Origin of the sequence: Flavobacterium sp. WC2421, assembly GCF_040822115.1 — a bacterium.
Taxonomy (GTDB): domain Bacteria; phylum Bacteroidota; class Bacteroidia; order Flavobacteriales; family Flavobacteriaceae; genus Flavobacterium.
On record NZ_CP162004.1, the window covers coordinates 839,067 to 854,311 of the forward strand.

The window sequence follows — 15,245 nt, forward strand, 5'->3', positions numbered from 1 at the left end:
AAGAAAATGAAAATGAAAAATATATTGATAGCAGGAAGCATTTGTTTCCTTTTTCTATTCGGATGTACGAACATAGATGAAAATGTATATGATAAATACTCCGCAGACGATTTTTACGGCTCTGCTCAAGGTGCCGATGTAGCGCTGGCTAGTGTTTATGCACAAGTTGGCGGTAATTGGGATGGTGTAGGTTATGCTGGGGCTGATAGAGGTTGGTATGACTTAAACAGTTTCAGTTCAGATGAGCAAGTAATTCCTCATAGAACAACGGGTGATTGGGAATTGGATTTTGCTCGTTTATACAAACACGAATGGTTGCCTACGGATTCTTTTATAAATAACACTTGGAAATGGTTGTACAAATCTATTTTCAATGCCAATTTGGCCGTTAATCAATTAGAAAAATCCAATGCCGAACCTTCAAAAATTGCTGAAGCCAAAGTATTGAGAGCCTTTTTCTATTATTTACTAATAGATGATTTTGGTAATGTTCCTTTTTATACAGACAACAATATTACTGTAGATCAAATCCCTCAATCTAGTCGTAAAGAGGTATATGATTTTGTAGTAAAAGAACTTACCGAAAATGTAGAAACCCTTTCAAGCACTAAAGGCGGTAACTATTACGGAAGATTCAATAAATGGGCAGGTTATACTTTATTAGCCAAAGTTTATTTGAATGCACAAGTATACACTGGAACTCCTGAATGGGAAAAATGTTTGGCTGCTTGCGATAAAGTAAGCGAAGGAGGATTTTCTCTGCATTCAGGTGCTGCCGATGCTTCTAGCCCTCTGGGTAACAAATATTATGAATTATTTGGTGATGTCCTTCCAGATGATGAAACGATCCTATCTATTTTCGTTACTGCAAATGTAGTTTCCCGTAACATTTTTACTATTCGTAGTTTGAATGGTCCAGATGCTAATGCATTATTTGGAACTAGTGGTTGGAATGGAACTATTGTCCCAAAGGATTTCTTCTTGAAATATGCTGACCAAGACATTCGTAAAAAACAATTCCGTTATGGAGATCAAGGTGGTGGAGTTAATTATTCTATAGACGTCGCTTCACTTGACAATCCTGGGGCAGCACCACAAGCTGGTGTTCGTGATACTAAATTTTACCCTGTGACACCTATGGATGGTGGTGGTGCATCAAATGACTTTCCTATCTATCGCTATGCCGATGTGTTATTAATGAAAGCAGAATGCAATGTAAGATTAGGTAACCCTACAGCTGCCAAACCATTTATCGATCAAATAAGACAACGTGCTGGTCTTGGAATATTAGCTGCAAATCCAACATTAGATGATATTTATAATGAAAGAGGATTTGAGTTAAACTGGGAAGGACATAGAAGACAAGACATGATTCGTTTTGATAAATTTTCATTAGCAAACGATTTTAGAGGCGTTTCTGCAGATTACCGAAAATTATTCCCTATACCTACCGCAGCATTAGATGCTAACAAGGGACTAAAACAAAATACAGGTTACTAACACATAGAAACTATTATGAAAAAATATATAAACAAGATATTCGCACTTTGCACCTTACTTTTCTTAGGTGCATCTTGTGAAAATGATGCCGTACTTACTACTTTAAAAACAGTAAGTTTTTCTGCCCCAATAGAAGCTTCGTCTAGCACTATTGTCCTTTCATCAGAAAACGAAAATCTATCTGTAGTCACTATTTCTTGGCCTACAGTAGTATTTCCTGTAAACGCTCCTGTAACTTATGCTTTGGAATTTGATGTTCCCGCAGATGCTGTTGGCGCTACAGCTTGGTCAAAAGCAGTTCGTGTTGAGGCAGGAGTTGATGTGCTAAGTAAAGCTTTCTCAGGAAGCGATTTTAATAAAATGGCTATCAAACTAGGACTTCCCGTTGATGAATCAGGAAAAATAGTTGTTCGTGTAGTATCCACTTTAGACAGAACTATCTATTCCGATGCAATTGAATTAACTGTAACTCCTTTTGCAAAAGCAGTCGTTTTTGGAGAAATTTACATGCCCGGAAGTTACCAAGGTTGGGATATAAATACAGCAGCATCTTTAACAGCAATTAATGCAGGTATTTATCAAGGATATGTTACGATTCCGGCAGGTGCTGGCTTAGGATTTAAACTTAACACCAATAGAAACTGGGATCAATTTTATGGTGCTGGCGCAACTAATGATGTATTAGTTGACCATAGTGATGCTGATTTTTTAATGCCTCAAGCTGGTTCTTTTCAAATTAATGTCAATCTAAATACAGCAAAATGGAAAGCTACGCCCTATACTTGGGGAATTGTAGGTGATGCTACAGCTGGAAGTTGGGACAATTCTACAAATATGTCTTTTAATCACCAACTAAAACAATGGGAGATTACAAGTGATTTGAAAGTTGGAAATGTAAAATTCAGACTTAATAATGCTTGGACTATTAATTATGGTCCAAAAAATAATGATGATGGGATAGTTTATTTAGATGACCCAGGAGCACATTATATATCAGAAGCAGGGACCTATAAAATAACATTTAAAATAGATGATATTGATCCCGCAACTAATGGATATCCTCCAACGGCTACCTATACAGTTACAAAAATCTAAAAACAAAATATTCGTTTAGCATTAAAAGATGTAGTTTATCTATTTAAAAATGGAGCTCCTAATTACAAAATGGAGCTCCTGTTTTCATCGCTATGTGCAATACGTTTATTATTAAAATCAAAAAAAAATGAAATTATATATCAACATCGTTTTTATACTTGTCTTTAGTTCGGTACTCGCTTCATGCAGTTCTTCGGATAATGAGCCAAATCCAGCATCAGTATATCCACAATACGGAACCCGTTTTGAAAAAATGCCTAAAAAGGAAGATGCCGTAATTTATCAGGTAAACATTCGTGCCTTTAGTGAAGCAGGAACTCTAAAAGGAGTTCAAGAAAAACTAACTACTATTCAAGAACTTGGAGTTAATGTTATTTATTTAATGCCTATTTATCCAGTGGGTATAGTGCGATCTTCTGGCGGATTAGGATCTCCATATTCTGTTAAAGATTACAAAGCAGTAAATACTGATTTTGGAACTTTGGAAGACCTACGCGTTTTAGTAGAAGAAGCCCACAAAAAAAATATGGCAGTTATTTTGGACTGGGTAGCTAACCATACTTCATGGGATAATGGTTGGATTACTGCTCATCCAGATTGGTACCAAAAAGATGCTAGCGGAAATATTATTATTCCTCCAGGAACTAATTATAATGATGTAGCACAACTAGATTTTACAAATACTGAAATGCGTGCCGCTATGATTGATGCCATGTCCTACTGGGTATACAGTGCAAACATAGATGGTTTTAGATGTGATTATGCTGATTTTGTACCCCAAAATTTTTGGTCAGAAGCTATTACAGCATTAAGAAAAATTAAGAAAAATCAAACCATATTGATGCTTGCAGAAGGTTCAAAAGTGAGTCAATTTGCTGCTGGTTTTGATTTTACTTTTGGATTTAATTTCTTCAGTGCTATTGAAAAAGTTTTTGGCGAAAGCAAATCAGCAACTACTCTACAAGATTCGAATGCTATAGAATATGCTAATAATTACACTCCTGAAAATAAAGTGGTAAGGTATACAAGCAATCATGATGTCAACCTTTCTGATGGTACCCCTTTAGAGTTATTTGGTGGAAAAAAAGGATCTATTGCCGCATTTGTAGTTGCAGCATACATGAATTCTACACCTATGATTTATAATGGGCAAGAAGTAGGGTACAATAAAAGAATCGATTATTTTAACCGCACCCCTATTGACTGGAGTACAGCTGATTTAGATATGCTAGCCGAATACAAGAAAATCATAGCTTTTAGAAATTCTAGCAATGCCATTAAAAAAGGAACTTTTAAAGGATATAGTAGTGATGCGGTAAGTGCATTTACCATGGAAACAGAGACTGAAAAAGTTTTTGTATTATCCAACTTAACTTCGTCAACTGTTAATTACACTATTCCTGTTTCATTATCAAAAATGACATGGAAAGATGGGTTTACTAGTGCTGCAATAACGGCCACTACTGAAATAAGTTTATTGCCCTATGAATATAAGGTATTGAAAAACTAATCTAAAAACTAGTTTTTGGTAACATCGGTTAGCCAAAAAACGACTCTATTATTGGCGCAAACACAAAGGCATAAAAGATTTAATTCATATCACTTTCTTGTTTATAAGTAATTTGATTCTTTTTTTAAATTTTAAATACTTCGAAACTATTTGCCTTTGTGTGTTGTGTCTATTCGAAAATTATTAAGGAGGGACTAAAATCCACTCCTAAGCTGCTGGGAAAATTCAATGGGAACTTTTCGCACTCCTCCTACGCATTCAAAAGAGATTTTTAATACAACCAGAATTGCATTCTCTATTAATTAAAAAAATAAAAAAATGACCTTTAAACTTAAAAAAACAAATCTACATCAGTTGTTTTTATTTATTTTCCTTGCTCCTTTTTTGGTACAAGCACAAGAAATAAATTCACCTAATAAGAATCTTGTTCTAAAATTTGAACTTGTAGCAAATGGTGTTCCTTCTTATCAATTATCTTATAAAGGAAAACCTGTAATCAAGCCTAGTACTTTGGGATTAGAAATAAAAGATGTGCCTTCGTTTATGGATGGCTTTTCCATTACTAATACGGAACAAAAATCAGTTGATGATTCTTGGAACCCAGTTATGGGTGAGGAAAAAACCATTCGCGACAACTACAACGAATTGGTAGTTACTTTGGCACAAGCCAAAAACAACAATCGTTTCATCCGAATTCGCTTTCGTTTGTTCAATGATGGATTGGGGTTTAGATATGAATTTCCAAAACAAAATGATCTTAATTATTTTGTAATCAAAGAAGAACATACCGAATTTCAATTGGCTGGAGACCATAAAATTTTCTGGATTCCAGGAGATTATGACACCAATGAATATGCGTATACCACATCAAAGATTTCAGAAATTCCTTCCTTGATGAAAAAAGCTACCGTTGAAATTAATTCACAATGGCCTATAAAAAATCTAGCTGTACAAACCCCATCGATGATGAAATCTTCGGATGGTTTATACATCAATATTCACGAGGCTGCATTGATTAATTACCCAGCGATGTCTTTAAACGTTGATGCAAACACTTTTAAAATGAGCAGTCATCTTACGCCTGATGCCGTTGGAAATAAAGGATACATGCAAACGGATACACAAACGCCTTGGAGAACAATCGTAGTAAGCGATAAAGCCACTGATATTTTGGCTTCAAAACTGATCTTGAACCTCAACGAACCCACTGCTTACAAAGATGTTTCATGGATAAAACCAGTGAAATACATTGGAATTTGGTGGGAATACTTCGTGGCTGGAAAAAGCACATGGGCGTATGGGAAAGAGAACAATGTGAAGCTTGGCCAAGATTTTACTAAGCTTACACCAAATGGAAAACACGGCGCAACAACAGAACATGCCAAAGAATATATTGATTTCGCTGCAAAAAATGGATTTGATGCCATCCTTATCGAAGGATGGAATGTAGGTTGGGAAGATTGGATTAACAATTGGAAAGAAGAGGTTTTTGATTTCACAACTGCCTATCCTGATTTTGATGTAAAAGCAGTTCATGAATACGCTGCCTCAAAAGGGGTAAAGATTATCATGCACCATGAAACTTCGGGAGCTGCAACAAACTACGAACGCCGTTTAGATCGTGCTTTTCAGTTTATGAATGATAACGGATATGATGCTGTAAAAACAGGATATGTAGGGAAAATTATTCCGCGTGGTGAACACCATGACGGACAATGGATGGTAAATCATTACATACATGTTGCAGAGCGTGCCGCCGATTATAAAATTATGATCGACAGCCACGAAGCAGTTCGCCCTACGGGATTAAACCGTACCTATCCAAACTGGGTTGCTCAAGAATCAGCTCGAGGAACGGAGTTTGAAGCCATGGGAGGATTAGCTCCAGAACACACCACTATTTTACCATTTACTCGCTTGATGGGTGGGCCAATGGATTATACACCCGGTATTTTTCAAACGGATCTTACGTATTACAAAACAGGTGGGAATCAACGTGTCAACACTACATTGGTAAAACAACTGGCCTATTATGTGACGATGTACAGCCCGTTGCAAATGGCAGCTGATATTCCGGACAATTACAATCGTTTTCCTGATGCTTTTCAGTTTATAAAAGATGTTGCAGTAGACTGGGACAATAGTTATATCCTAGAAGCAGAGCCTGGAGATTACATTACTATTGCCCGAAAAGCAAAAGGGAAAAATGAATGGTTCGTAGGAGGAATCACTGATGAAAATTCAAGAACGGCAACTATTGCTTTTGACTATTTACCAAAAGGAAAAAAATTCATAGCAACTGTTTATGCAGATGCTAAAGATGCTAGTTGGAATGAAAAACCACAAAATTATACGATTCAAAAAATCATAGTGACTTCAAAAAGTGTTTTGAAACAATACATTGCTCCTGGTGGAGGGACTGCCATCAGTATTAAAGAAGGGGATGCTTCAGAAATGAAGGGATTGAAAAAACTGTAATTTGAACAACAACAACAACAACAACAACAAGCCCTATTACAAAATCTTCTTTTAGTAATAGGGCTTATTAAACAACATCACAAAAACCACGATTATTAACTAAAACCAAAAAACCATGAAAAAGAAATTACTCTTTTTTATTATTTGTCTATTGACAATCTCTTTTGCAAATGCAAAAAAGCCACCACTTCATTCAGTTGAAAAACAGAATGCAGTTTTTCTAACCGTCAGCATCTTTGGAGACGCCACTCCAGGTGCTTGGGTAACGGATACCGATATGACTACCACAGATGGAATTACGTATACGCTCAATGGTGTAGCTTTAGTTCCTGGTGCTTTAAAATTTAGAGGAAATCACGCTTGGACATTACCCTACAACTGGGGTGGAACTGCTTTTCCTTCGGGAACTGCAGTAGTAGATGCTGATCCTATAACAGTGCCAACCGCTGGTACTTACAATATTACTTTTAACATTGAAACTGCTGTTTATTCGATTGCGATTCCAACAGTAAACCATCCAATAATCAGTATTTTTGGAGACGCTACTCCGGGTGCTTGGGTAACGGATACCGATATGACTACCACAGATGGAATTACGTATACGCTCAATGGTGTAGCTTTGGTTCCTGGTGCTTTAAAATTTAGAGGAAATCACGCTTGGGACTTGCCTTATAACTGGGGTGGAACTGACTTCCCTTCAGGAACTGCGGTAGTGGATACCGATCCTATAACAGTACCAACCACTGGTACTTACAATATTACTTTTAACATTGAAACTGCTGTTTATTCGATTGCGATTCCAACAGTAAATCATCCAATAATCAGTATTTTTGGAGACGCTACTCCGGGTGCTTGGGTAACGGATACCGATATGACTACCACAGATGGAATTACGTATACGCTCAATGGTGTAGCTTTGGTTCCTGGTGCTTTAAAATTTAGAGGAAATCACGCTTGGGACTTGCCTTATAACTGGGGTGGAACTGACTTCCCTTCAGGAACTGCCGTTGTTGATGCTGATCCTATAACAGTACCAACCGCTGGTACTTACAATATTACTTTTAACATTGAAACTGCTGTTTATTCGATTGCGATTCCAACAGTAAACCATCCAATAATCAGTATTTTTGGTGATGCGACTCCAGGTGCTTGGGTAACGGATACCGATATGACTACCACAGATGGAATTACGTATACGCTCAATGGTGTAGCTTTGGTTCCTGGTGCTCTAAAATTTAGAGGGAATCACGCTTGGGACTTGCCTTATAACTGGGGTGGAACTGACTTCCCTTCAGGAACTGCGGTAGTGGATACCGATCCTATAACAGTACCAACCGCTGGTACTTACAATATTACTTTTAACATTGAAACTGCTGTTTATTCGATTGCGATTCCAACAGTAAATCATCCAATAATCAGTATTTTTGGAGACGCTACTCCGGGTGCTTGGGTAACGGATACCGATATGACTACCACAGATGGAATTACGTATACGCTCAATGGTGTAGCTTTGGTTCCTGGTGCTTTAAAATTTAGAGGTAATCACGCTTGGGACTTGCCTTATAACTGGGGTGGAACTGACTTCCCTTCAGGAACTGCGGTAGTGGATACCGATCCTATAACAGTACCAACCGCTGGTACTTACAATATTACTTTTAACATTGAAACTGCTGTTTATTCGATTGCGATTCCAACAGTAAACCATCCAATAATCAGTATTTTTGGTGATGCGACTCCAGGTGCTTGGGTAACGGATACCGATATGACTACCACAGATGGAATTACGTATACGCTCAATGGTGTAGCTTTGGTTCCTGGTGCTTTAAAATTTAGAGGAAATCACGCTTGGACATTACCCTATAACTGGGGTGGAACTGCTTTTCCTTCGGGAACTGCCGTTGTTGATGCTGATCCTATAACAGTGCCTACAGCTGGTACTTACAATATTACTTTTAACATTGAAACTGCTGTTTATTCGATTGCGATTCCAACAGTAAACCATCCAATAATCAGTATTTTTGGTGATGCGACTCCAGGTGCTTGGGTAACGGATACCGATATGGTTACCACCGATGGAATTACGTATACGCTGAATGGTGTAGCTTTGGTTCCTGGTGCTCTAAAATTTAGAGGAAATCACGCTTGGACATTGCCTTATAATTGGGGTGGAACTGCTTTCCCTTCAGGAACTGCTGTTGTTGATGCTGATCCTATAACAGTGCCAACCGCTGGTACTTACAATATTACTTTTAACATTGAAACTGCTGTTTATTCGATTGCGATTCCAACAGTAAATCATCAAGTAATAAGTATTTTTGGTGATGCGACTCCGGGTGCTTGGGTAACGGATACCGATATGATTACTACTGATGGTAACTTATATACTCTTGATGGAGTTTCTTTAATTCCTGGTGCTCTAAAATTTAGAGGGAATCATGCTTGGACATTGCCTTATAACTGGGGTGGAACAGCTTTCCCTTCAGGAATTGCAGTAGTGGATGCTGATCCTATAACAGTGCCTACAGCTGGCACTTACAATATTACTTTTAATAAAACGACAGCAGAATATAGTATTTTAATCCCTTCAGCACCAAGTAAATTAACTTATAATACCCCAAATATTTTTGTTTCAAATACAACAATTTCGAGCTTAGTACCATCAGTAGATGTAGGTCTTGGCAATCTTGTTTACACGGTAAATCCATCATTACCTGAAGGATTGCAATTGGACGCTGTTACTGGAATTATCAGTGGAACACCAACAAGCATTCAATCTGCAAGTGCTTACACAGTATCTGCAACCAATAGTTATGGTTTTTCTTCCAAAACAATTAGTATAGAAATACAAGGTGTACCAACAAACCTAACTTATACAGGAGACCTTAGACTACCCATAAACATTGTAATGGAAACAGTAGTACCAACTGTAATTTCAAATCCAATTTCGACTTTTAGTATAAATCCGTCATTGCCTTTTGGCCTAATTTTAAATACTGCTAACGGAACAGTATCAGGTAGACCCACAATCGAAACTGATGTTATCAACTATACAGTAACCGCAACTAATGCAATAGGTTCTACATCAAAGAGCTTCTCTATCGAAGTGTACAATGAAGACCATGATTTTGATGGAATTCTAGATGTCAATGACAATTGTCCTACAACGTATAATCAAGATCAGGCAGATATTGACCATGATGGTATTGGCGATGCTTGTGACTTAGTTGAAATAAATGTAGCCGAAGGATTTTCACCAAATGGTGATGGTAAAAATGATACTTGGTTTATAAATAATTTAATCAATCACCCCAATTCATCTGTTCGTGTTTTCAACAGCACGGGAGCTGAAGTGTATTTTTCTCCTGATTATCAGAATGACTGGAATGGAGAATACAAAAACACGGGTAAAATTGTAGCCATAGGTTCTTATTTCTATCAAATTGATTTAGGTAATGATGGTTCTATTGATCAACAAGGGTGGATTTACATTGCTAAATAATTTATAAAAAAAGTAACATGAAAAATATACATTACATATTGGCAACCACACTACTCTTAATTGGTAGTTCCGTTTTTGCCCAACAAGAAAGCTCATTTGCTTTTTACAAATACCACATGAACGTTATCAATCCTGCTTATGCAGGTGTTGATGAGCAAACCGTAATTACAAGTTCCATAAGAAATCAGTGGAGCGGAATAGCAAATGCCCCAAAAACGCAAGCCGTTTCTTTTGGAATGCCAATTGCAAATAATCTTGGCTTTGGTATCGCTGTTGTCAATTCTTCTACTTTTATAGAAAAACAAACAGCAGTAGATATTAATTTATCATATAAAGTAAAAATGAGTCAAAGCACGGATTTGTATTTGGGTATTAATGCAGGAGGTACTAATTTTAATCTAAACACAGCTGGGCTAGAACTATATTCTGTTGAATCAGATCCTGCTTTTGGTTCCATCAAAACGTTTAACCCTAACTTTGGAGCCGGTGCCCTATTAAAAAGTGAAAAATTCTATGTCTCGCTTTCGGTACCTAAATTATTACATATCCAAAACGCAAAAAATGACAATGGATATGCAACATTAGAAACTAACAAACCTAGAATTTATCTAAGCGGTGGTTATGATTTTAATCTTAATCCAGCAGGGACATTAATATTGAAACCTTCTGTTTTGGCTCGATATGCTACTGCTACACCTTTCTCAGTTGATATTAGCACGATGTTGCAAATACAACAAAACTTTGAAGTAGGTGCATTATACCGAACTGATAAAGCCTATGCTGCAATGGCTAATTTTATTCTTAACAAGAAATTCATCATTGGGTATGCTTATGAAATGAGTACGATTTCAACAATGGCTAGTGCTAAAAATACCAATGAAATTTTACTACAATATACGTTTTAAGTTCATTTTAGTTTTGTTTAAAACACCTCTTAGGAGGTGTTTTTTTTATTTCAAAATTCCTTTTTAATTAAACGTTAACATTATAATACAAACCCATTTGCATACATCTTAACAACCTTCAAAAAGGAAAGTTAATTGATTTTAATGCTAGTAACCCTATAGTGTTAATTACAGTATTGCTTGAAAAGTAAAACTCAATTAAACCGACTTTTTTTAAAATTAACCAAAAAACCAAAAAAAACCAATGAAGAAAAAAACCATTTCGAGACTATTAATAAACTGTTTAAGCCAATCAAAAGAGCTACTACTTTGTTTAAATCTTTTGATTATCTTATTTACAAGCTCCATCTATGCTCAAGATCCTGCTCAGTATGGAACTCCATATACAGGAGTGCCAGATCCAAGAGATGCAACTATTTATCAAGTACATATTCGCCCTCATAGTGCGACAGGAAATTTAGCCTCAGTAACTGCTGATTTAGACCGTATCAAAGCACTCGGTATTAATGTACTGTATCTAATGCCTATTTACCCATATGGAACTGACTCTAGAAGTTCCAATTCACCGTATTGTATCAAAGAGTTTAAAACAGTAGGGGCTGAATATGGTTCTTTAACAGATTTAAGAAACCTTACTAATGCAGCTCACAGCAGGGGAATGGCTGTTATTTTGGACTGGGTTGCCAATCAAACTTCTTGGGATCATCCATGGATTACACAACATCCCGATTACTATGTTCAAAGTAACGGCGCAATTCAGCAATTAGGATCTTATCCTGATGTCGCGGCATTAAATTTTAACAGCACAGCAATGAAAACGGCTATGATTGATGCTATGCGTTTTTGGGTATTTGCTGCTAATATTGATGGCTATCGCTGTGATTTTGCCGACAATTCCCCTGCTGCTTTCTGGACTCAAGCCATCAGTAATTTAAGAGGAATTAGTGCCCACAAATTAATATTTTTTGCAGAAGGAACCTTTGCACAAAATTTCACCTCCGGTTTTGACATGAACTTTGGGTTTAAATGGTATGGTGAGGCACTGAAACCTATACATACTGGCACTTCTGTTGCGCAAATTCAAACGACCACAAATACGGAATACACTTCGGCAAATGCCTCACAGCAGCTGGTTAGATATACCGCTAATCACGATACCGAAACTTCAGAAACAGCCATGAATGTTTTTGGAGGTCACGATGGAGTAATTGCAAATTTTCTGGTATCAGCTTACATGCGAGGGGTCCCTATGTTAACCAGTGGACAAGAAGTAGATTTTAATCAGGTAATTCCATGGCCGTATACCTCTGTAAAAATTAATTGGGGTAACACTACCGCAAAAAATGATTTTACTAAAATTCTAAATTTCAGAAATTCAAGCGTAGCTATAAGACGTGGCACAATGACCAATTATTCAAACACCAATGTTTGTGCTTTTACTAAAACATCAGGTAGCGAAAAAGTTATTGTTCTTACCAACCTCCGAGGTTCATCATCTACGTTTGTTGTCCCAGCAACCATGGCAGGCTCGTATAAAGAAGTCTATTCTGGTACAACAATTAACTTGACTTCAGGAGCAACAATGACTTTGAATCCTTATCAATATCTTGTTGTCACAAACCTCTATTATTATACAATTCAAAATAGATGGAAAGGAACCTATCTCTACGATGCGGGGAATAATGTAGCCTATGGGGCAACAGTAGCAAACAATAATTATCGATGGGAAAAAGTAATGATTGATGGTCGTTACACTCAATTCAAAAACCTAGGTACAGGAGAGTTCATGCACATCGAAAATCAAACCGGTTCTGTACAATGTGGCGCAATTACGGCAGGTTGGTCGAGTGCGCAATGGACTCCAGAATATATTGATGGAACTTGGATCAGAATTAGAAATAAATGGCAGCCGGCAAGTATTGTCAATGTAGAAGGACAAACGGGAGCGGCCCAATATTCTGGTGCTCAAGACAGTTTTTATAGTGCACAATGGCAATTGAATGCTGTAGCGGCTGGAACTTCTACTTCAAAAGTATCAAATTCAAAAACTCTTTCGAATGAAGAAGACCTAATTAGTTCGATTACTATTTATCCTAATCCAGCAACCAACAATCAATTTAATATAGCCTTACCTGAATTAGAACAAAATGATATAGCAACTGTTAAAATTACTGATTTGAACGGTAAAATTGTATTTACAAAAGAGATTAATACCTCTACAATAATTAATCACAATTTAGCAACTGGTATGTATTTTATTTCAATTCATTCGAATAATTTAGACGCTACCAAAAAACTGATTATAAAATAGTTAAAAAAACTATTAACTAAAAAAAGGGTGTGTGAATTACTTTTCATACACCCTTTTATATTTTCAAAATAGTTTAGCTTATTTGAATTTATTTTTACAAATTCATTCCGCCTGAAACTTCAATTCGTTGTGCATTGACCCATTTAGCATCATCTGTACATAGAAAAGCAACTACGCTACCAATATCGTCTGGCAAGCCTACTCTTCCTAATGCTGTCATTGCAGCAATCATTTGGTTTAATTGTTCATTGTCACGAACTGCACCGCCACCAAAATCAGTTTCTATAGCTCCTGGTGCCACGATATTCACTCTTATTTTTCGTTCTCCCAATTCTTTTGCTTGGTACTTGGACAAGGTTTCTATTGCTCCTTTCATACTTGCATAAGCAGCATAACCTGGGAATGAAAAACGAGTTAATCCTGAAGAAATATTTACAATTCCACCACCGTCATTCATTACTGCTAACGCTTTTTGAGTTAGAAAAAATGCTCCTTTAAAATGAATATTAACCATGTTGTCTACTTGAGCCTCGGTAGTTGTTAAAAAACCTTCATGAACTCCCACACCTGCATTATTAACTAAAAAGTCAAATTTATCCGTATTAAAAGTGCTTTTTAAAACCGTTGTTACATTTTGAAAAAACGAATCAAAACTACTTGATTCCGCTACATTCAACTGAATTGCAACTGCCTTTTGTCCCAGTTTTTCAATTTCACCTACAACCACTTCTGCTTCTTCCTTTTTACTGTGGTAAGTCAATACTACATCAAGTCCTTTTTTAGCTAAACTTAAAGCCATTTCTTTTCCTAATCCGCGACTACCACCAGTCACTAGAGCGATTTTATTTTTTTTGTTTTCCATTTTGATTTGTTTTTATTTGATAGAACAAAATTAATACAGATGTACACTTCATCAATTGTAAATATCAATCCATAGTTTGCAAAATTCAAATCATGTCGTTTTAAACTCTAAAAGACAAAGGCGTCAATGTAGTTTGTTTTTTAAAGAAATTGGAAAAATGTGCCAGTTCCTCAAAACCCAGTGAATAGGCAATTTCCGAAATGTTCCAATCGGTTTCTTTTAATAAAATCTTTGCCTCATAAATCAATCGTTCACTGATTAATTCGGTTGTAGTTTTACCTGAATTCTCTTTTAATACTTTATTCAAGTGATTGACATGAACAGCCAATCGCGCAGCAAAATCCTTGGCCGATTTTAGCTCTAATCGTTGATGAGGCGACTCTATGGGAAATTGTCTTTCGAGTAATTCTAAAAATAACGAAGAAACTCTAGCTGCCGAATTGTGTTTTGAATACAAAGCCGTTACTGGTTGTAGTTTTTGTCCAAAGTGTATGAGCTCAGCAACATAATTTCGAATCAAATCGTACTTATACACATAATCAGAATTGATTTCTTTATGAATTTTATTGAATAACATATCAACCTCAATGACTTCTTCATCGGTCAATTGGAAAACAGGATAGCCATTTGTTTGAAAAATAGGAAGGCTATCTAATTCAATTCCAATTTTGTCCTTCGTCAAAAATTCACTGGTAAAGACACAAAAATGCCCCGACTGCTGGGTATCCTGTGGGACATAGTTATAAGGTATTTTTGGCGTAGCAAATAAAAGGGCATTCTTTTCAATTTCAATTACTTTATCAGCATACTCCACTCTATTTTTTCCTCGTATCAAACTTATTTTATAATAGGCCCTTCGATCATAAGGCATAAATGACTTTTCCTTTAATCTTTCATAAAGTTCTTTGATATTAAAAACATTGAAATGTCCTATTTCTTTTTGGATTCCATCTGGCAATAAAGCATTTGGTTCTGTAGTAGTACCATCGGTGATTTCGTTATAAAACTCGTCTAAGGATTTTAATTTCATGAGGTGTCGATTTGCAAAAATCAAATATAAGAATAAAAAAAACTTCCAAATCATT

9 protein-coding genes are annotated in these 15,245 nt (G+C 36.4%); 7 read left to right on the forward strand and 2 right to left on the reverse strand.

The features are described from left to right. Positions 1-12 precede the first annotated feature (12 nt). The 7 genes from AB3G33_RS03495 (at position 13) to AB3G33_RS03525 (ending at position 13,298) form a co-directional block, all read left to right on the forward strand. Positions 13-1,500, forward strand: coding sequence for a RagB/SusD family nutrient uptake outer membrane protein (locus AB3G33_RS03495; protein WP_367772619.1), 1,488 nt, complete (start codon positions 13-15; stop codon positions 1,498-1,500). Positions 1,501-1,515: 15 nt separating this feature from the next. Beyond that, on the forward strand, positions 1,516-2,595 hold the full coding sequence (locus tag AB3G33_RS03500) for a SusE domain-containing protein (RefSeq protein WP_367772621.1): 1,080 nt from the start codon (positions 1,516-1,518) through the stop codon (positions 2,593-2,595). 127 nt (positions 2,596-2,722) lie between these two features. After that, positions 2,723-4,105, forward strand: a complete 1,383-nt coding sequence (locus tag AB3G33_RS03505) for an alpha-amylase family glycosyl hydrolase (RefSeq protein ID WP_367772623.1) — start codon at positions 2,723-2,725, stop codon at positions 4,103-4,105. A 318-nt stretch (positions 4,106-4,423) separates the two neighbouring features. Then, a complete protein-coding gene (locus tag AB3G33_RS03510) occupies positions 4,424-6,583 on the forward strand; it encodes a glycoside hydrolase family 97 protein (RefSeq protein WP_367772625.1) in 2,160 nt (719 codons plus the stop codon). A gap of 115 nt (positions 6,584-6,698) precedes the next feature. Continuing rightward, positions 6,699-10,082, forward strand: a complete 3,384-nt coding sequence (locus AB3G33_RS03515; RefSeq protein WP_367772627.1) for a gliding motility-associated C-terminal domain-containing protein — start codon at positions 6,699-6,701, stop codon at positions 10,080-10,082. A 17-nt stretch (positions 10,083-10,099) separates the two neighbouring features. Next, positions 10,100-10,987, forward strand: coding sequence for a type IX secretion system membrane protein PorP/SprF (locus AB3G33_RS03520; protein WP_367772629.1), 888 nt, complete (start codon positions 10,100-10,102; stop codon positions 10,985-10,987). 244 nt (positions 10,988-11,231) lie between these two features. Further along, positions 11,232-13,298, forward strand: a complete 2,067-nt coding sequence (locus AB3G33_RS03525) for an alpha-amylase family glycosyl hydrolase (RefSeq protein ID WP_367772631.1) — start codon at positions 11,232-11,234, stop codon at positions 13,296-13,298. A gap of 94 nt (positions 13,299-13,392) precedes the next feature. Here the strand turns inward: AB3G33_RS03525 and AB3G33_RS03530 are convergent, their stop codons facing one another. Then, on the reverse strand, positions 13,393-14,160 hold the full coding sequence (locus AB3G33_RS03530; RefSeq protein WP_367772633.1) for an SDR family NAD(P)-dependent oxidoreductase: 768 nt from the start codon (positions 14,158-14,160) through the stop codon (positions 13,393-13,395). 100 nt (positions 14,161-14,260) lie between these two features. Then, a complete protein-coding gene (locus tag AB3G33_RS03535; RefSeq protein ID WP_367772635.1) occupies positions 14,261-15,190 on the reverse strand; it encodes a helix-turn-helix domain-containing protein in 930 nt (309 codons plus the stop codon). Between the last annotated feature and the right edge of the window lie 55 nt (positions 15,191-15,245).

Bases quoted from the DNA above. Each gene is read 5' to 3' on its own strand.
- AB3G33_RS03510 (WP_367772625.1), top strand. From the start codon at position 4,424: ATGACCTTTAAACTTAAAAAAACAAATCTACATCAGTTGTTTTTATTT.
- AB3G33_RS03515 (WP_367772627.1), top strand. From the start codon at position 6,699: ATGAAAAAGAAATTACTCTTTTTTATTATTTGTCTATTGACAATCTCT.
- AB3G33_RS03525 (WP_367772631.1), top strand. From the start codon at position 11,232: ATGAAGAAAAAAACCATTTCGAGACTATTAATAAACTGTTTAAGCCAA.
- AB3G33_RS03505 (WP_367772623.1), top strand. From the start codon at position 2,723: ATGAAATTATATATCAACATCGTTTTTATACTTGTCTTTAGTTCGGTA.
- AB3G33_RS03495 (WP_367772619.1), top strand. From the start codon at position 13: ATGAAAAATATATTGATAGCAGGAAGCATTTGTTTCCTTTTTCTATTC.
- AB3G33_RS03535 (WP_367772635.1), bottom strand. From the start codon at position 15,190: ATGAAATTAAAATCCTTAGACGAGTTTTATAACGAAATCACCGATGGT.
- AB3G33_RS03520 (WP_367772629.1), top strand. From the start codon at position 10,100: ATGAAAAATATACATTACATATTGGCAACCACACTACTCTTAATTGGT.
- AB3G33_RS03500 (WP_367772621.1), top strand. From the start codon at position 1,516: ATGAAAAAATATATAAACAAGATATTCGCACTTTGCACCTTACTTTTC.
- AB3G33_RS03530 (WP_367772633.1), bottom strand. From the start codon at position 14,160: ATGGAAAACAAAAAAAATAAAATCGCTCTAGTGACTGGTGGTAGTCGC.